We start from the raw sequence: 18,283 nt of genomic DNA, 5'->3' as shown, positions 1-18,283 counted from the left end.
TGGATAGCTTTAATCATCAAAATTTTCTTTAGGTTCCAATGGCCCCAACTCCCTAATAAATTTGTCGCCTTCGACCTTCTCTTGTTCCGTTAATTTGGACTCAAGTGCTTTCAATTGTTTAACTGCATCCTCATTTTTGTTCTCTGCTGCAATTTTTAGCCATGCATAGGCTCTTACCATATTCTTATCAAGCCCGAGTCCAGCCAGATACATATAACCTAATTTAGCCTGACCGACAGGATTACCTTGAGCTGCTGATTTCCCAAACCAGAACGCTGCTTGTTGATAATCTTTTTCAACACCAGTGCCGGTTAACAACAGTTGGCCAATTTGCGCCTGGGCTTCGGGCTGCCCTTTTTCTGCGGCAGCTTGATACCAATAAGCTGCTTTTTGAGGATTAGCATCCACACCGTAACCTTTTAAATAATAATAAGCTAAATAAGTTTGTGCATTAACATGGCCATGATTGGCAGCCTGAGAAAACCAATAAAAAGCTGCTGCATCGTCGGAAGAAATGCCACCTTGCTGGCCAGTATACAATAGGCCCAAGCTATACTCTCCCTTTTCATCTCCCTGCTCTGCAGCTTTCTGATACCACTCCATCGCTTTATTAACGTCTTTAGGAGTACCCTTACCCATCATGTATTGATATCCAAGATTAACCTGAGCCTTGCTGTATCCCTGATCCGCTGCTTTTCTAAACCAGATAAACGCATTATCATCATTAGCAGCTACACCATCACCTGTAGCATACATTAATCCAATATTTCGCTGGGCAATTGCATTACCTTGTTCAGCGGCTTTCATATACCATTTAAATGCTTCTGTAAAATTTTGTGGCACGCCTTTGCCTGTATCATATAAATACCCAAGGCTTAATTGCGATAATGCATTCTTTTTTTCAGCGGATTTTAAGTACCATTTTTTTGCCTCATCATAACTTTCAGGCACTCCATATCCATATTGATACATGCGTCCCAATAAGTACATCGCCTCTTCATTACCTTCTTTAGAAGCCTGCATTAAATGGGGATATGCGGTGGTGTAATCAGCATTTTCGTAAGCAGCAAATCCAATAAGTTCATCTGCAAACCCAGTATTTAATACCAACATTAAGAGTCCTAGAATAAACCCTCGCATGCTTACTCCAATTAAATTCCCTTAATTTAAGAGTAGAATAAAGAGCCAACAAAGCAAGTAGTTGAACAGAATTAGAGGCTTAAATAAAAATTAAACGAGAATGAAAAGGCTTTAATAAAGCCTTGAGAATGGAGCAGTAAGCTAGATTCAATTGAGTATACAACCTAAAGAAGGAACAGACCCGAAGGTGTTCCTTCCTTTATTCCTACTTGCTGACAATTATTTTAATGCTTCAAAAATCGCAGCAGCTCCCATTCCGGTACCAATACACATTGTAACCATGCCATAGCGGCCTCTGGTTCTGCGCAATCCATGTAATAAAGTAGCGGTTCTTATGGTTCCTGTTGCCCCCAATGGATGGCCTAAAGCAATTGCACCTCCCAAAGGATTCACTTTATCAACAGGCAAATCAAGTTCTTTTATAACAGCCAAAGCCTGAGCAGCAAACGCTTCATTGAGCTCTATCCAATCTAACTGCCCCAAGGTAATTCCTGCTCTCTTTAAAGCAATTGGAATTGCTGCAATTGGCCCTATGCCCATAATTTCTGGAGGAACACCTGCTACAGCATAGCTCATTAAACGCCCTATGGGCTTTAAATTGTATTTTTTTACAGCGTCTTCACTAGCCAGCAATGCGATCCCCGCACCATCACTGGTCTGAGAGCTATTCCCTGCGGTTACAGTGCCGCGTGCAGCAAAAACAGGTCTTAATTTTGAAATAACATCATAAGAAGTATCTGCTCTTGGTCCTTCATCCATAGTAATTAGTTTTTTCTTAACAACAACTGAAGATGTATTCAAATCAGCATTGCGTACGGTAACTTCCACCGGACTTATTTCTGCTTGAAAATCACCACGCTCTTGGCCAGCAACTGCTTTTTTATGACTTGCAGCAGCAAATTCATCCTGAGCTTCACGAGAAATATCCCAACGTTTGGCAACATTCTCGGCAGTAATTCCCATACCATAAGCAATAGCAACATCTTCATCATTAAATATAACAGGATTTGCAGTATATTTATTCCCACCTAAAGGAACCATAGACATACTTTCTACCCCTCCAGCAAGAGCCAGATGCATATCACCGTTCTGTATGGACGCTGCAGCAGTAGCAATACTTTGGACACCTGAAGAACAAAATCGATTGATAGTCATTGCCGGTGTAGATTGAGGCAAATCAGCAAGCAATGAAGCGATACGAGCAACATTCATGCCTTGCTCAGCTTCTGGCATGGCGCAACCAATTACTACATCACCTATTTCCTGCCACTCAACAGACTGGTGCCGGTTCATTAAACATTTGATGGTATGAGCGAGCAAATCATCTGGTAAAGTATGGCGAAATACTCCTCTGGGTGCTTTACCAACAGGGGTGCGCAATACATCAACTATATAAACATTGGTCATGATCGAATCTCCTTACTTAATTGCGCAATGGTTTGCCAGTCTCTAACAAATGACTGATCCGTGCCTGAGTTAATGGGGTTTGAGCTAAAGTGATAAATGCTTGCCGCTCCAGTTTCAAAATCCATTCTTCATCAACCAGCGTCCCTTGATTCACGTCGCCACCACAAATCACTTTTGCCAGCTCATTTGCAAGGAAATAGTCATGTTGGGAAATAAATCCACCCTCAAGCCAATTGACTAATCCAGCCTGAAGTCGTGCATGACCTTCAATGCCAGCAACTCGGAACTGTTTCTTTAATGCAGGTAGGTAATTTGCCGCCTGCATGGCATTAACCTGAGCAAGAGCAGCAAACAATACTTCATCTGCATGCATTAGTACTGAATCAGAATGGCGCAGATACCCCATTTGTTTAGCTTCAGTTGCACTTCCTGCTACCTGTGCAGTAGCTATTTGCTGAAAGTAAGGTTGAACAAAGGTCATCAATTCTGCCTGTTGCGCATGCAGGGCCGCGCGTAAAGCAAGCTCTTTACACCCACCACCAGCAGGAATAACGCCAACCCCTACTTCAACCAGCCCCGGGTAAGATTCAAATGCAGCAACCACCGCATCACAATGCATCATTAATTCGCAACCGCCGCCTAATGCCCTGCCTCTTAACGCAGCAACAGTTGGTATGGAACAGTATTTTAAGCGCATAGCCACACTTTGGAACTGAGCAATCATTTGTTCCAGCGCATCTATTTTGCCTTCTTGGATTAGTTTGGAAACACCTCGTAAATCGGCGCCTGAACTAAAGTTTGATGCATCATACTGATGAATAATGAGTCCTCGACATTGTTTTTCAGCAATGGCTATAGCCTCCTCAAGACCATCAAGTACATACTGTCCAACAGTATTTGCCTTGCTCTTGAAATTGAGTACGGCTACATCATCTTTTAAATGCCATAAACTAACGCCTTCATTTTCATAAATTATATGAGTAGGAAATGAAGATTCTTTTAATACGCGATCGGGAAAAAATTGTCTATTGTATACTGGCAAAGAGCTTCTGGATTGGTATTGATTTTTAGATGGTGTATAAGCTCCCTCTTTAGTATAAAAAGAGTCAATCTCATTAAGCCAGTTAGGTAATTTAGCCTGACTTAAAGAAGAGCTGGAGTTAATGGATTGATTAATAGCATCCATCATTTTTCTTAAATCTGCCTGCTGCCATGTTTCAAATGGCCCCTGCATCCAGCCAAAGCCCCATCGAATTGCAAGATCAACATCTCGTACATTCTCGGCTATAGATTCTAGATGATAAGCACAATAATGGAATAAATCTTTAAAACAAGCAGCCAGGAATTGGGCTTGCTGATTCGTTGAAGAGAGCAGACTTTGCATTCGAGCAACAGGATCTATAGTGCTCATGATGGCTTTCAACTCATCACTCACTTCAGATACCGACGGTCTGTACGTGCCGGATTTAATATCATACACCTCGATAACTTTACCATTTTTTCGATAAATCCCCTGGCCTGACTTTTGCCCTAAATGTCCTTCTTTGATTAAGTTCAACAACCATTCAGGTAATTTAAAGCTACTGTGCCATGGGTCATCTTTTAATTGATGGTACATCGTATGAACAACATGCTGCATGGTATCTAAGCCAACGACATCCATAGTTCGAAATGTGGCTGATTTTGGCCTGCCTAAAAGAGGTCCGGTTAATGCGTCAACTTCATCTAACCCCATATCCATTGCTACAGTATGATGCAATGTAGTTAACAAGGAAAACACACCAATACGATTGGCGATAAAGTTGGGAGTATCCTTAGCTCTTACCACGCCTTTGCCCAAATGGCTGGTTAACCAGGTCTCCAGATTATCTAATAATTGTGAAGAGGTTGTTTTTGCAGGAATTAACTCAGCAAGATGCATGTATCGAGGCGGATTAAAAAAGTGAACACCGCAAAAATTATTTCTGTGCTGAGCGGGCAGTACATTACACAAAGAATCAATGCTTAACCCTGAAGTATTACTTACCAAAATTGAACGTTCAGACAGGAATGGGGAAATTTGTTTGTATAAATCCTCTTTCCAATCCAAGCGCTCAGCAATTGCTTCAATTACCAAGTCACAAGCAGATAAATCAGCGAGATTATCTTTGTAATTTCTTGCCTGTAATAATGCACCAGTCTGCGGTGTTGCAAGAGGAGCCGGTTTTAACTTGCCTAAATTTGCGATGGCTTTATCTATTAGTCCATTGGCCGAACCATCCTTTGCCGCCAAATCAAATAACAAGGTTTCAATTCCAGCGTTAACACAATGCGCAGCAATTTGTGCTCCCATAACGCCTGCACCTAGAACCGCGACTTTCTTTATGAAAAAAGGTTCCTGCATTATTATTCCCTCTTTTTAGTCATGAAAATTATAAATCCCATAATGTTTTGTACTCGTTAAAATTATTATGGGTAGCATATGAGTCTGGTATACAAACCCTAATTTTAAATAAAGAAATTACCAGCAATTGAGAAACAATGGCTTCGAAGGCAAAAGTGAGCCATTTATTTGCTGTCGATGCTAAAGAGTTTATCCCTGCGACGATCTCAGGGCTACACTCGCTACTACCATAAAGTCAGGAAGTTGCAGTGTTTCGCATAGCCTAATATGCGAAATAGTGACTCATTGCCACTAGATACCCGTATTACGCGATGTTAATACGGGCTACAACAGCTTAACTTAATGGACAAATTACACCCGGTCAATGCGCGTTTTAGCATCAAACCTTAAACCTGTTACTGAAGTGCATCAGGATAAATTAAACCTTATACCTTGGGCCAGAGGCAAGTCATCACCCCAGTTAATCGTATTGGTTTGACGGCGCATGTATGCTTTCCAGGAGTCAGAGCCGGATTCTCTACCGCCACCGGTTTCTTTTTCCCCGCCAAAAGCACCACCAATTTCAGCACCGGATGTGCCAATATTTATATTGGCAATACCACAATCACTACCACAAGCACTCAAAAAGCGCTCAGCATTTTTCAGATTCTGAGTAAATAATGCAGAGGATAATCCTTGAGGAACACCATTTTGTAAAGTAATTGCCTCCTCCAAAGTGCTATAGGACATCACATAAAGAATAGGCGCAAAAGTTTCTTCCTGCACAATACTCCAATCATTTTTTACATCACAGACTAGTGTAGGTTGAACAAATGCTCCGGTTTGTTTCATGACGTCACCGCCAAACACAATCTGACCACCGGATTCTTTGATTCTGGCAACCGCATTTTTAAATTGTTCGACCGCATGCTGATCAATTAAAGGTCCCATTAAATTTCGACTGTCTAATGGATCACCAATAGTTATCTGCTCGTATGCATGCTGTAATCTCTTGATTACATCATGGTACTGTGACTCATGAACAAACAAACGGCGGGTAGAAGTACAACGTTGGCCAGCAGTACCTACTGCTCCAAAAACAATACCTGGTATGGCCAGATGCAGATCGGCAGATTGATCCAGGATAATTGCATTGTTACCGCCCAGTTCCAAAATAGTGTTACCCAGTCTTGCTGCAACTTTCGCAGACACTATTTTTCCTACGGCCGTAGAGCCAGTAAATGAAATCAATGGGATCCGAGAGTCATCAACCATTGCTTCAACCACATCATGAGATTCAGGAATAAATAAGCTGAATATCTCGGGGCAATCATTTTGCTTTAAAACCTGGTTACAAATATGTTGTACTGCTACAGCACATAAAGGTGTCTTAGCTGAAGGTTTCCAAACAGTCACATTCCCACAAATAGCGGCTAAAAATGCATTCCATGCCCAAACAGCAACGGGAAAATTAAAAGCCGAAATAACCCCAATAATTCCATAGGGATGCCATTGTTCGTACATTCTATGATTGGGTCTTTCTGAGTGCATGGAATTTCCATACAGCATTCTGGATTGGCCAACAGCAAAATCTGCGATATCAATCATTTCTTGAACTTCGCCGTCTCCTTCCTGTTTTGACTTACCCATCTCCAAAGATACGAGACTGCCCAAATACTCTTTTTGTTCCCTTAAAGCCTGGCCAATCTGACGAATAATTTCACCACGTTTTGGTGCAGGAACACGCTTCCACTCTTGAGCAGCATGCTCTGCGCGCTTCATCATCAACTGATAATCTTCAACAGTACAGGTAGCTACTTCCGCAAGTTTCTCACCATTTGCCGGGCAAAAAGAAGAAAGTCTGTGATGATGTAGATCACTGTTCCAACCCTGGCCGCTAAAAGCACCAGGATTAACAGTTTGAATGTTTAAACGATGTAACAATTCCATGAAAACTCCTACGCGTAGTATTTACCAAAACGATTTTCTAACACACGGTCCAAATGGAAGTTTTCCTGTAAAATAAGACCCTGATATTCATTTGCCTGTCCTAACACGAGATCAACCACCGCACAGATACCTGAAGCGGTACTCACCTGAATCGCCGACCATTCCAAACCACGAATTGTCGCAGGATAAACTTTTTTGACGTAACTCTTCTCTGTTAACTCGCCTTGCTTAATTCCTTCAACAGTGACATACACAATAACGATATCCTGATATGTCTTAGGAATTGCATTTTCCAGAATACGCTTTAAAGTACTTCGGTCTTCATTTAAGCGCAAGTCATTCATTAGTAAGCGCATTTTTTCACAATGCCCTGGATAACGCATTGTTTTATAATTCATTGACTGTACTTTACCTGAATACAATTCACCTAGGCTTCCCAAACCACCGGAAGTATTAAATGCCTCATATTCACAACCATCAATTTGAATTGCTTCTAATCCTTCAAGAGGGGCCGTTACGGCCGCTTTACCGTTCTCTATTCCATAGCATGGATTTCCGTATTCATTAATTACCCCATCAGTAGACCAGGTTAATGAATAATGAAGTGCGTTATTTGCTCGTTGTGGCAGTGCTCCAACACGTAGTTTGGCATGATGACATTGTTCAAATTCCTGCATCAGGCTGTTTGCAGCGATACTAATGAATCCGGGAGCAAGACCACACTGAGGAACAAAGGCGGTACCAGCCCCTTCAGCAATTGCTTTTACTGCCTCGGTGACAGCTGTATCTTCGGTTAAATCAAAATAGTGGGCTTTTGCTGCTTTCGCGGCGAGTGCCACATGAGTGTTTAAAAAATAAGGTAGGCTCGAAATAACTGCAATTATATTGTGTTTTTCTAAATACGCTTGAGTGGATTGTTCATCTTTAACATCCAATGCAACCGTTTTAATCTCAGGCAATGCGGCTAATAACCGTGTAACATCAGAGCCATTAAACTCCACATCTGCCAAATGAACTTGATAAGAACCACTATCAGCTAATAAACAAGCAATCAAGCTTCCTATCTTCCCAGCACCAGTAATCATTACGTTGTACATACAATCCCTCTCCTTTGTAAAACGAGATTATCCTACACAAAATATTAATAATTTGATAGACAGAACAGACAAAATCCATTCACTAATAATAATTTTTTTTTAAAATTCATCATATTAGGACTATTTACATATTGTTAGTGGGAGTCAAAACAGCCTGAACTTATAATGCCAAAGCCGAACATAAATCTGTGTTTTATACATGATAAGAGGCATTGAAATACCCCAAAATCAAACTAACGTTACTCACTGAAACAATTAGAAATTAAGCAGATGAAGATGTAAATTAAGATCAAAAGTCCCTCACTTCATTAACTCTATATTTTCAACAAGATAACTCATCGTTCTGTAACCTCTCGCCTTATCTCAAAAACAATGACCACTTATAGAACTTGACCTTGATGACAGAGTCATTTATCTTACCTCTTTATTCATTTGATTCGCCCATGAAGTCAGCCTCTTTAACAGCTCCTATTTCCCTAGAAACGCCAAGCAGAATATTCTATTCAAAATACTTGTTCCTATTCATCGCTGGGATGCTCGGCCCCGTGGGTTTTGCGCCATTTCACGTACCAGGCTTAACTATTTTGAGCATAGCTTCTTTGTTTTCGACCGTGCTCTATTGCTCCAACAAACAAGGCTTTATATCAGGTTTCATTTTTGGATTAGGATATTTTGGTTTTGGAGTATCATGGGTAATTGTCAGTATTCATGACTACGGCCAACTGAATTACTTTCTGGCAGGAATAGCGACTTTGGCTTTTATTGCTTACCTGTCTTTATTCCCTGCTCTGGTTGTGTGGCTCTTTAAGCTCTTTAAACCAAGTGAAAATAAACTATATTCCATACTCTTATTTAGCGCTATATGGTGCTCCAGTGAATTTATGCGTTCATCCCTTTTTAGTGGATTTCCCTGGTTAATTGTCGGTACCACGTTAATCGACACACCATTAAAGTATCTTGCGCCAATAGTCGGCCTTAATGGATTAAGCTTCTTATGTGTCGCTCTCGCCGGATTGTTGATCTTCATTATTCGCGAACAATCCATCAGAAAGTTCTACTATATTGTGGCCTTCGTTTTAATATTGATTACCCCATCAGCAGCTAAATTCATTCAGTGGACAGAAGTAAAAAATGATCCCGTATCCATAGGTGTTGTGCAGGCCAATCTTTCCATGAGAGATAAATGGGATGAAAGTCTGTTCTGGAAACTATTAAAATATTATGAAAAGACAACCGAACAGCTATTGGGCAGGCAATTAATAATATTACCTGAATCAGCGATACCTTTGCCTGCCAGTTATTTAGAAGATTACCTGAACAAACTGAATGAAAAAGCCTTAAATGCGAAAAGTGCTTTGATTCTTGGGATATTACAACCAACAGATCACAATGAAACTAATTACTACAATTCCATTATCAGCTTGGGAATGGCTAGCGGGGAACATGTAAAAAATCAACTGGTTCCTTTTGGCGAGTACATACCGAAGCCTTTTGTTTCCATAAACCGCTGGATGGGCTTACCTGAACCCAATATTTTACCGGGAAAGCCCAACCAGGCCTTAATTAACGTGGCCAATCATCCTATCGCAAGCCTTATCTGCTATGAGATAGCCTATCCTGACATACTAAGACAGCAAATGCCTCTTGCTCAGTGGATAGTTTCAATCAGCGATAATGGATGGTTTGGACGTTCTTTAGCAAGCTATCAGCAATTACAAATGGCACAAATGCTTTCTTTATTGACGGGAAGATACCAGGTTGTAGTGAATAATGATGGACTCTCTTCTGTAGTCGATAATTATGGCAATATACTTGATAGTCTTCCTCCCTTTAGCTCTGGTATTTTACAAAGTGAGATTTTTCCTGCTGAAGGGGCAACCCCCTGGGTTCTTTGGAATGAACTTCCTGCGACAATTTTGTGTACATTAATTCTTCTTTTTGCACTGTTCTTGAGGATTAGACGATTTACTAGATAATAATCTATTGCTGGAGAGGACAAGAGGGGGTATCCTAAGCGCTTTACAGTTACTTTTTTAATTGACCTATGGATAATACCTACAAACCCCAAGAAGTTGAAGAACAAGCGCAACAATATTGGCATAAAAAACAATCATTTAATGTTACTGAAGATTTAAACAAAGAAAAATTCTATTGTTTATCGATGTTCCCCTATCCCAGTGGCACGTTGCATATGGGACACGTACGTAACTATACTCTGGGTGATGTAATCGCTCGTTATCAAAGAGCCCTTGGCAAAAATGTTCTTCAGCCTATAGGTTGGGATGCATTTGGTCTTCCTGCTGAAAATGCAGCGATCAAGAATGGGATACCCCCTGCTGAATGGACCAGGAAAAACATCGCTGCAATGAAAGAGCAATTTTTAAGACTGGGTAATGCTTATGATTGGAAGCGGGAACTTACAACGTGCGATCCTGAATATTATCGATGGGAACAATGGTTTTTCATCCGCTTATTTGAAAAAGGCCTGGTTTACAAAAAAAATGCTGTAGTTAACTGGGATCCCGTAGACCAAACCGTTTTAGCTAACGAACAGGTTGTTGATGGTCGTGGTTGGCGCTCTGGTGCATTAGTCGAACGAAAAGAAATATCGCAGTGGTTTATAAAAATCACCTCTTATGCTGATGAACTACTTAATTCTCTGGATACGTTAGATCAGTGGCCTGCTCAAGTAAAACAAATGCAACGCAATTGGATAGGCCGTTCGATAGGAACTGAAATTTATTTTAACGTAAATAATTACCCCAAACGCCTAAAAATATACACCACCCGCCCAGACACTCTTATGGGTGTGACCTATCTTGCTGTTGCCACCGATCATCCTATAGCCAGAGAAGCCGCTAATCACAGCTCAGAAGTTAAAGCATTTCTCGACAGCTGCCAAGGCACGAAAATGGCAGAAGCAGAATTAGCAACTATGGAAAAACGCGGTATTGATACGGGAATGACCGCTGTGCATCCGATTACTGGAGAGGATGTTCCAATTTGGGTTGCTAATTTCGTTTTGATGCAATATGGCTCTGGTGCAGTGATGTCAGTTCCAGCTCATGACCAACGTGATTGGGAGTTTGCCCAAAAATATAATTTGCCAGTAAAGGAAGTAATCAAACCAGAACAGAATAAAAACCATGACCTAACCAAGTCAGCTTATACTGGTGAAGGGGTATTGGTTCATTCGGGGCAATTTGATAATCAAACATCAACTCAAGCCATAGAATCTATAACTCTATTCCTTGAAGAACATGAAACAGGAAAAGCGACAATAAACTACAGGCTCAGAGATTGGGGTGTATCCAGACAAAGATATTGGGGAACACCAATCCCAATGATTATTTGCGAGCAATGCGGAATCGTTCCTGTTCCCGATGAAGAACTGCCAGTTACGTTACCTGAAAAGGTAGAGTTTACAGGAGCGGGCTCTCCCCTAGCGCAATGCAGTGAGTTTGTTAACGTATCATGCCCTAAATGCGGCCAAGACGCAGTACGTGAAACGGATACATTTGATACCTTTGTAGAATCATCCTGGTACTATGCTCGCTTTGCCTGTAAAGGACAAGAAAGTGCAATGCTGGATGACCGAGCCAAATACTGGACTCCTGTAGATCAGTATATTGGTGGAATTGAACATGCAGTGATGCACCTGCTTTACTCTCGTTTTTTCCATAAATTAATGAGGGATGAGGGCCTGGTCAATTCAGATGAGCCGTTCAAAGCATTACTTACCCAAGGCATGGTTTTAAAAGACGGACATAAAATGTCCAAGTCAGTAGGTAACGTAGTAGACCCAAATCACCTGATTGATACTTATGGTGCTGATACTGCCCGTCTTTTTGTAATGTTTGCAGCGCCACCAGAACAATCGCTGGAATGGTCTGATGCTGCAGTTGAAGGGGCACATCGTTTTCTGAAACGCGTATGGACGTTTGCTCATCAGCACGTTAATTTATTCATAGATATTAATGACATTATTCTTAGTGGCAATGGCAATATTGATTGGCAAAACACTGAAGCACGCTTAAAGAAGTCGCGCCATATTGTGCATCAAATCCTGGCTCAGGCAAATCATGATTATGAGAGAAATCAATTTAACACAGTGGTTTCTGGATGCATGAAGTTATTTAATGAAGTTTCAGGCTATACGATAGAAACTGAAGAGGATAAATTTTTTATTCATTCAAGTATGAGCATTCTATTGAAATTGCTTGCACCAATTACTCCGCATATATGCCATCACATATGGCAACAATTAGGCTTTGAAAAAGCAATTATTGATGCACCATGGCCTAAAGTGGATAAAGGAGCATTAAAGACTGAAGAGGTAGATTTTGTCGTTCAGGTCAATGGCAAATTAAGAGCACAATTTACTGCAAGTGTAGAAACCTCAGAAGCAGAGCTAATTGAGATAGCCAAGCAGCATGCACATAGTTTTATTGAAAATTTAACCATCAGAAAAGCTATTGTAGTAGCCCATCGCCAACTAATTAATCTGGTTGCTGGTTAATGAAAAGAAGCTACTGTATACCACTGCTATTAGCTCTTCTACTGTCTGCTTGCGGCTTCCATCTGCGAGGGATGGTAGACATACCGAAGTGGCTTAATAACGTAGCAATTATTTCCAAGGATGGAAATAAAGATTTGGTATCAAAATTAAAGACGCAACTGGAAGGATATAAAATTGACGTAAATCCTGATCCCGCTCTTGCAAAATATTGGGTTATTATAAACCATTCCAATATCCACCAACAAATTATCAGTATTGGTGCTAGCACCAATCCAAGACAATACCAATTAATCATGACGACTGAATTTATGCTGCAAACCCCTAAAGGGCAAATAATTAAAGCACCAAGCCTGGTCACTGTGACTCGTCAATTGACGGTAAATAATGACCGGATTTTGGGTTCTAACCAGGAGCAGGCGATATTAATTGGTGAAATGAATCAAGATACAGTTGTTCAAATAATCAATAAAATAAGTCGTAAATAAGTAACATATCAGTAATTTGTGTCAAAATTATTGTACTTAATTACCGCGACACAAGATGTACCTAAAATAGCCGTTCGACTGAGCAATAGCTCGTGCTCTAATAAAGAGTTGGATAAACAAAAAAATCATGCAAATTAAACAGCAAGCACTAACACACCAGATACAAAAAAATATTGCTCCACTCTATGTTCTGGTTGGTCAGGATAATTATCTTATTGAAGAATCATTAAATACAATAAAAGCATTTATAAAAAGCAAATATGAATGCGATGAAAAAATGATATCTATCCAGTCAGTTGAAGACTGGAACACTGTTTATGAAGAGTCCAACAGCTACTCATTATTTTCTGAAACTACTTTATTAAATATTTTTTACGATAAAAAAACTATAGATGCGTCTGGTAAGAAAATGCTTACCACATACCTCAACGCAGTAAACTCACGTTGCTTTATTATTATTCGTGCCCCTAATGTACCTGCGAAACAATTATTGTGGCTATCCAATAACAATCAGGCTTTGGTTGTTGTCGCTTATCCACTAAGTGCTGATGCAATGAAAAATTGGATCTGCTCGCGCTTTAAATTTTACTCGCTAAACACCTCAACAGAAGTAAATGAACTAATTTACCAATACACCCAGGGAAACATGTTGGCATGCGCGCAAGTAATTGAAAAAATCGCATTAAGTAATTCTCCGGGTAGTATCATCAGCAAAGAATTAGCATTAGAACACCTGTTCAATCAGTCTGACTATTCATTATTTGAATTGGTAGATGCATGTCTACTGGGTCATGCAGACAAAGCGATTCAAATAGTACGACAAGCCTCCAGTAATAAATCAGAAGCGACTTTAGTCCTATGGATGCTTACTCAAGAAACACGAATACTTATCCAATTACTGTATCTTATTCAGCAAAAAATAGATTTTAAAACCGCATGCAGCCAATTAAAGATTTGGCCGCAAAAAGCAAACATGTATCAAATTGCAATTAAACGATTTAACAACACTCTATTACAACAAGCACTTCTATATTGTAAATGCATAGATGAACAGATTAAATCCAGTCTTAATTCTCAGGTTTGGAACTCACTGGAGAAACTGGCGTTGTCTTTAAGTTTAGGAAACACATCGGGTGCACCATGCATAGTATAGCTATTTTTGGAGGAACCTTTGATCCGGTGCATTTAGGTCATATTCAAACCAGTAAACGGGTTCAATCTCATTTTAAATTCGACTCCTTTTATTTTTTGCCCTGTAAAATACCGGCGATAAAACCACCTACCCTAGCGAGTAATGAACAGCGAATTCAAATGCTTGAATTAGCAATAAAGCACCTCCCTGGTTTTAAAGTTGATTTACGGGAAATACAACGAGAGACCCCATCTTATATGGTAGAAACCTTACAAACCTTCAGGATGGAATATGCAGGCTCATCAATCAACTTAATTATGGGATATGATGCCTTTTTATCCTTGCCTCAATGGCATCAGTGGAAAAAGATTATTGAACTAGCTAATTTATTGGTGATCAATAGAAGCCATTACAGCGAGAAGCCAGTACCTGAAGAAATTAGAGAGCTGATGAATGTTCATATGACAAACACTGAAACAATGCTAAAAAGCAGGACAGCAGGAGTTATTTGTTTCTTTAACGCAGGTAACTATGGCATTTCATCAACAGAACTTCGTAAGAAACTAAGGCAACATCAAGAAATTAGAAATGAGTTGCCCGAGGAGGTTTATGCATACATTAAACGGTGGGGACTGTATCAATAATGTTTTCAGTGCGATCAACTGTTTTAACCTGTTTGATAAATTCAGGTAAATGAGAGTAAAGCAATGAAACCACTGGATCAAACTGCGCATACAATTTAGATTCTTTGGAATATTCCTGATATGGTAATGATGTCATTTTAACTGCGACCATAATTAAAGCTACAATGAAAACCCCACGTAAAAAACCAAACCCCATACCCAGTGTTCTATCCGTACCGCTCAAACCAGCACGTTTTAAAATAAAACTGAGAATGGCGTTAACAATACCGCCAGCCAGTAAGGTTGCAAACAGTATCATTATAAAAGCAACTGCCGTTCGAGCGGATTGCTCCTGAATATAGGACTGTAGCCAAGGATCCAGGCTTTGTGAATAATTGAACCCCAGCCATATCGCAAGCGCCCATACACATAATGCAACAAGCTCTTTAACAAAGCCCCGAAACAATCCAGTCAGCACAGATAAACCAATGATGGCAATGATGCCAATATCAACCCATTGCAATAGCATGTTAACTAACTCCAGTATTCACAATAAAACCATTCAACTGCATGGCGCTGGCTAATTGAGTTTTTACCTTCATTACATCAAGCTTACGAGGTGAATGCCCGACATAGACTTTATAAACAGGACCATTTTTTCCTGCGATTCTAATATAATTAGCTTTATATCCTTTAGTATGCAGGCGATTAACTAAAGATTGAGCATTAGATAATTGCGAAAAAGACGCTAATTGAACAGCATAAACATCCTTCTTGCTTATAGGGACTGTTTTGGTCTTGGCAACCTGCGCGACTTTAGTGGGTTTTGCAACTGGTTTACTACGAGCAGCAACAACTGGTGCAGTATTTTTCGGTTTTACAGCAGCAACTGTAATCGCTTTTTTAGTAGTCGTATGTACCACTTCATTCAGGGCAAGCTGAACTGGCGCAGGTTTAACATTGGGCTCTGCGCGTGCATGCACTGGAGCATTAGATGTATCAATCGCATCAGATTTAATCGCTTCTGCGTTGACTAGCTCAGATAATTGATGCTCATCGGATACGGGTGGTATTTTCACCTTTGCCACTTTGATGGTCTTGAATACCTCAGTCTCATTGGAAGAAACCACATCAGGGGCCAATGGTTTAGGAGGTAATTTTATATTTACGCTGTAGTTATTCTCAAGATTTTGACTTGATTTTTTCATAACAGCAGGAGCAAATATCGCTCCTAATGAAAGGATAACAGCCAAACCAATTAACCGATGCTTAAGTTTCTCATCCATTACCAGTTTCATTGAATCTCCTTCTGCTCAAAGATGTGTTGTTGGGCAGCCATTACATGACTAACCGTAAAAAATGACCCATAAACAATAATTAAGTCTCCAGCTACAGCCACAGCTCTAGCTTGTTCAAAGGCAACAAGTGGACTAGTATAACAAACATCAACAAATAGTTCTGCATCTTTAAAGCTGGTCAATATTAATTCGGAACTAGCAGCACGTTTGTTATCCAATTGTGCAGGATACCATCGTTCGACACAATCCTTTAGTGGAAAAATTAATCCCAAAATATCTTTATCCTTCAGCACACTAAACACTGCATGTACTCGCCCGGTTACATTCATCTGTTTTATTGCAGCTGCAAGTAGTTTCGCTGATTGAGGATTATGAGAGACATCATACAAAATATTTACATTACCCTTTTGCAACTGCAGTCGCCCAGGAATAAAAATGCGTTCCATTGCTTTAAAATAATCTTTCTCAGGAACAGGTAAATCATCTGCCAATAATCGGCTGGCGAGTATTGCGGCAGCAGCAGATTTCAATTGAATTCGGGGTATAGGTAAGCCACAAAGAGACTCTCCCTGAAAAATAAAATCCCAGGAGTTGTGATGAGCTGCAAAAAAAAAGTCATTCGAATACGAATAAACAGCAGAAGAAAGATTCGATGCCACATCCAGTATACTTTCTGGCGGATTCTCATCTGCATAGATAAAAGGTTTGTCCTGCCTCAAAATACCAGCTTTTTCAAAGCCGATAGCTTCAAGTGTTGTACCAAGAAAATCCTGATGATCATAATCTATTGTTGTGATTATTGATAAGTCTGCATCAATGATATTAGTTGCATCTAACCGACCACCCAGTCCAACCTCCAGGATCAATACATCAAGATTTTGATGTTTAAAATATACCAGGGCAGCAAGAGTAGCCATTTCAAAATAGGTAAGATTTGTCTCGCCTCTCGTACTCTCAACTATAGAAAAAGCATGACATAAATTCGCATCAGAGATGGATTTTAAATTAACCCGGATACGTTCATTAAAATGAATCAGATGAGGTGACGTGTAAGAGCCCGTTCTATAACCAGCAGTGTGATATATGGCTTCAAGAGCAGTTACTGTAGAACCTTTACCATTGGTACCGGCTACAGTAACTATCTTGCAATCAGGATTGAGTACATTTAATTTTTTAGCTACTTCAAGTATGCGCTCAAGCCCCAGTTGTATTTCCTGAGTATGTCGGGATTCCAGATTGACTAACCAATCATGTAAATCCCACTCATTCAACGACTTGAGCAAAACAAGTCTCCATACCTTTGTGATTTAGCTTAGCAACGAGTTCTGAAATTGTTGATCGTAGATTCTTGCGCTCTACTACCATATCGATGTGTCCATGCTCCAATAGAAACTCACTTCGTTGAAACCCATCAGGAAGCGTCTGCCTCACGGTTTGCTCAATAACCCGTGGACCTGCGAAACCAATTAAAGCATCTGGTTCCGCAATAATAATATCGCCAAGGCTGGCAAAACTTGCAGAAACTCCTCCCATAGTAGGATCGGTCAACACGACAATAAAGGGTAATCCCAATTCTGCGTATTTAGCTAATGCAGCTGATGTTTTAGCCATTTGCATTAATGAAAAAAGTCCTTCTTGCATTCTGGCACCACCACTTGCCGTAAAACAAATGTAAGGACGCCTTTCTTCTGTAGCAACATTGACAGCACGTACAAACTTCTCTCCGACAGTAGCTCCCATGGAACCACCCATAAAGCTAAATTCAAAGGAACTGACAATGACTGGTTGTTGCGATAAAGTACCTTTCATCACGATCAGAGCTTCTTTTTCACCAGTAGCCTTTTGAGCTTGTGAAATTCTGTCCTTATATTTCTTGGAATCCCTGAACTTTAATCGATCCTGAGGTTCAAGAGATGAGGCTATTTCTTCTTGTCCATTTTCGTCAAGAAATTGAGCTATTCGAACTCGCGCCGAAATGCGGTGATGAAAATTACATGAAGGACATACCATTAGATATTTGGCTAATTCAGTACTATAAAGTACCTCATTGCACCCCAAACATTTAACCCATAACCCTTCTGGAACCCCTTTTTTTTGCGAGGTTTCAGTTCTTATTCTTGATGGTAATAGTTTTTTAAACCAGCTCATAAATTAGAACCTATAAATTGAATCGTTTAATATTATACACAAAATAAAGAGAATCTTAACTGATGATGAACTAACCACATTTACCAGAGGTAAAAATAGCCTGATCACTTAAAGTCTTTATG

The 18,283-nt window shown here is 40.1% G+C and carries 14 protein-coding genes; 5 read left to right on the top strand and 9 right to left on the bottom strand.

Features of this window, described 5'->3' with window-relative positions; all coding sequences use genetic code 11:
- Positions 1 to 9: 9 nt before the first annotated feature.
- The 5 genes from Q0495_RS10955 to Q0495_RS10935 all read right to left on the bottom strand — a co-directional run bounded on the left by Q0495_RS10955 (position 10) and on the right by Q0495_RS10935 (position 7,956).
- The gene (locus Q0495_RS10955) at positions 10 to 1,140 is read right to left on the bottom strand and encodes a tetratricopeptide repeat protein (protein WP_298626106.1); all 1,131 of its coding nucleotides are present in this window, start codon (positions 1,138 to 1,140) and stop codon (positions 10 to 12) included.
- Between the two features lie 219 nt (positions 1,141 to 1,359).
- On the bottom strand, positions 1,360 to 2,547 hold the full coding sequence (locus Q0495_RS10950) for an acetyl-CoA C-acyltransferase (protein WP_298626103.1): 1,188 nt from the start codon (positions 2,545 to 2,547) through the stop codon (positions 1,360 to 1,362).
- A gap of 16 nt (positions 2,548 to 2,563) precedes the next feature.
- Positions 2,564 to 4,930, bottom strand: a complete 2,367-nt coding sequence (locus tag Q0495_RS10945; RefSeq protein ID WP_298626100.1) for a 3-hydroxyacyl-CoA dehydrogenase/enoyl-CoA hydratase family protein — start codon at positions 4,928 to 4,930, stop codon at positions 2,564 to 2,566.
- Between the two features lie 408 nt (positions 4,931 to 5,338).
- A complete protein-coding gene (locus tag Q0495_RS10940) occupies positions 5,339 to 6,859 on the bottom strand; it encodes an aldehyde dehydrogenase family protein (protein WP_298626097.1) in 1,521 nt (506 codons plus the stop codon).
- 8 nt (positions 6,860 to 6,867) lie between these two features.
- Complete coding sequence (locus Q0495_RS10935; protein ID WP_298626094.1) at positions 6,868 to 7,956, bottom strand: saccharopine dehydrogenase C-terminal domain-containing protein; 1,089 nt, start codon at positions 7,954 to 7,956, stop codon at positions 6,868 to 6,870.
- Positions 7,957 to 8,399: 443 nt separating this feature from the next.
- On the opposite strand from Q0495_RS10935, the gene lnt reads away from it, so the two are divergent.
- The 5 genes from lnt (at position 8,400) to nadD (ending at position 14,736) form a co-directional block, all read left to right on the top strand.
- Positions 8,400 to 9,932, top strand: a complete 1,533-nt coding sequence (lnt, locus tag Q0495_RS10930) for an apolipoprotein N-acyltransferase (RefSeq protein ID WP_298626092.1) — start codon at positions 8,400 to 8,402, stop codon at positions 9,930 to 9,932.
- Positions 9,933 to 10,000: 68 nt separating this feature from the next.
- The gene (gene leuS / locus Q0495_RS10925) at positions 10,001 to 12,475 is read left to right on the top strand and encodes a leucine--tRNA ligase (protein ID WP_298626089.1); all 2,475 of its coding nucleotides are present in this window, start codon (positions 10,001 to 10,003) and stop codon (positions 12,473 to 12,475) included.
- A complete protein-coding gene (gene lptE, locus Q0495_RS10920; RefSeq protein WP_298626087.1) occupies positions 12,475 to 12,960 on the top strand; it encodes an LPS assembly lipoprotein LptE in 486 nt (161 codons plus the stop codon). Before leuS ends, lptE begins: the two co-directional genes overlap by 1 nt.
- Positions 12,961 to 13,087: 127 nt before the next feature.
- Complete coding sequence (gene holA / locus Q0495_RS10915) at positions 13,088 to 14,113, top strand: DNA polymerase III subunit delta (protein ID WP_298626084.1); 1,026 nt, start codon at positions 13,088 to 13,090, stop codon at positions 14,111 to 14,113.
- Positions 14,101 to 14,736: a nicotinate-nucleotide adenylyltransferase gene (gene nadD / locus Q0495_RS10910; protein ID WP_298626082.1), complete on the top strand. Its 636-nt coding sequence runs from the start codon at positions 14,101 to 14,103 to the stop codon at positions 14,734 to 14,736. The genes holA and nadD overlap by 13 nt, the downstream gene beginning before the upstream one ends.
- On the opposite strand, the gene Q0495_RS10905 is transcribed toward nadD, so the two are convergent.
- From Q0495_RS10905 to accD, 4 genes are read right to left on the bottom strand one after another with little or no spacing between them, the layout of a single operon-like run.
- Positions 14,711 to 15,244: a CvpA family protein gene (locus Q0495_RS10905; RefSeq protein WP_298626080.1), complete on the bottom strand. Its 534-nt coding sequence runs from the start codon at positions 15,242 to 15,244 to the stop codon at positions 14,711 to 14,713. The genes nadD and Q0495_RS10905 overlap by 26 nt on opposite strands.
- 1 nt (position 15,245) lies before the next feature.
- Entirely contained in the window at positions 15,246 to 16,013 is a 768-nt protein-coding gene (locus Q0495_RS10900) for an SPOR domain-containing protein (protein ID WP_298626077.1), read from the bottom strand.
- Positions 16,010 to 17,296, bottom strand: a complete 1,287-nt coding sequence (gene folC / locus Q0495_RS10895; protein WP_298626074.1) for a bifunctional tetrahydrofolate synthase/dihydrofolate synthase — start codon at positions 17,294 to 17,296, stop codon at positions 16,010 to 16,012. The genes Q0495_RS10900 and folC overlap by 4 nt, the downstream gene beginning before the upstream one ends.
- Complete coding sequence (gene accD, locus Q0495_RS10890) at positions 17,277 to 18,161, bottom strand: acetyl-CoA carboxylase, carboxyltransferase subunit beta (RefSeq protein WP_298626071.1); 885 nt, start codon at positions 18,159 to 18,161, stop codon at positions 17,277 to 17,279. Before accD ends, folC begins: the two co-directional genes overlap by 20 nt.
- Positions 18,162 to 18,283: the final 122 nt, after the last annotated feature.

The organism is uncultured Legionella sp., assembly GCF_937871865.1.
Taxonomy (GTDB): Bacteria; Pseudomonadota; Gammaproteobacteria; order Legionellales; family Legionellaceae; genus Legionella.
Note: the sequence above shows the minus strand (reverse complement) of the source record. Positions and strands in the feature narration are given on the sequence as shown.

Bases quoted from the DNA above. Each gene is read 5' to 3' on its own strand.
- Q0495_RS10955 (WP_298626106.1), bottom strand. From the start codon at position 1,140: ATGCGAGGGTTTATTCTAGGACTCTTAATGTTGGTATTAAATACTGGG.
- Q0495_RS10950 (WP_298626103.1), bottom strand. From the start codon at position 2,547: ATGACCAATGTTTATATAGTTGATGTATTGCGCACCCCTGTTGGTAAA.
- Q0495_RS10945 (WP_298626100.1), bottom strand. From the start codon at position 4,930: ATGCAGGAACCTTTTTTCATAAAGAAAGTCGCGGTTCTAGGTGCAGGC.
- Q0495_RS10940 (WP_298626097.1), bottom strand. From the start codon at position 6,859: ATGGAATTGTTACATCGTTTAAACATTCAAACTGTTAATCCTGGTGCT.
- Q0495_RS10935 (WP_298626094.1), bottom strand. From the start codon at position 7,956: ATGTACAACGTAATGATTACTGGTGCTGGGAAGATAGGAAGCTTGATT.
- lnt (WP_298626092.1), top strand. From the start codon at position 8,400: ATGAAGTCAGCCTCTTTAACAGCTCCTATTTCCCTAGAAACGCCAAGC.
- leuS (WP_298626089.1), top strand. From the start codon at position 10,001: ATGGATAATACCTACAAACCCCAAGAAGTTGAAGAACAAGCGCAACAA.
- lptE (WP_298626087.1), top strand. From the start codon at position 12,475: ATGAAAAGAAGCTACTGTATACCACTGCTATTAGCTCTTCTACTGTCT.
- holA (WP_298626084.1), top strand. From the start codon at position 13,088: ATGCAAATTAAACAGCAAGCACTAACACACCAGATACAAAAAAATATT.
- nadD (WP_298626082.1), top strand. From the start codon at position 14,101: ATGCATAGTATAGCTATTTTTGGAGGAACCTTTGATCCGGTGCATTTA.
- Q0495_RS10905 (WP_298626080.1), bottom strand. From the start codon at position 15,244: ATGCTATTGCAATGGGTTGATATTGGCATCATTGCCATCATTGGTTTA.
- Q0495_RS10900 (WP_298626077.1), bottom strand. From the start codon at position 16,013: ATGAAACTGGTAATGGATGAGAAACTTAAGCATCGGTTAATTGGTTTG.
- accD (WP_298626071.1), bottom strand. From the start codon at position 18,161: ATGAGCTGGTTTAAAAAACTATTACCATCAAGAATAAGAACTGAAACC.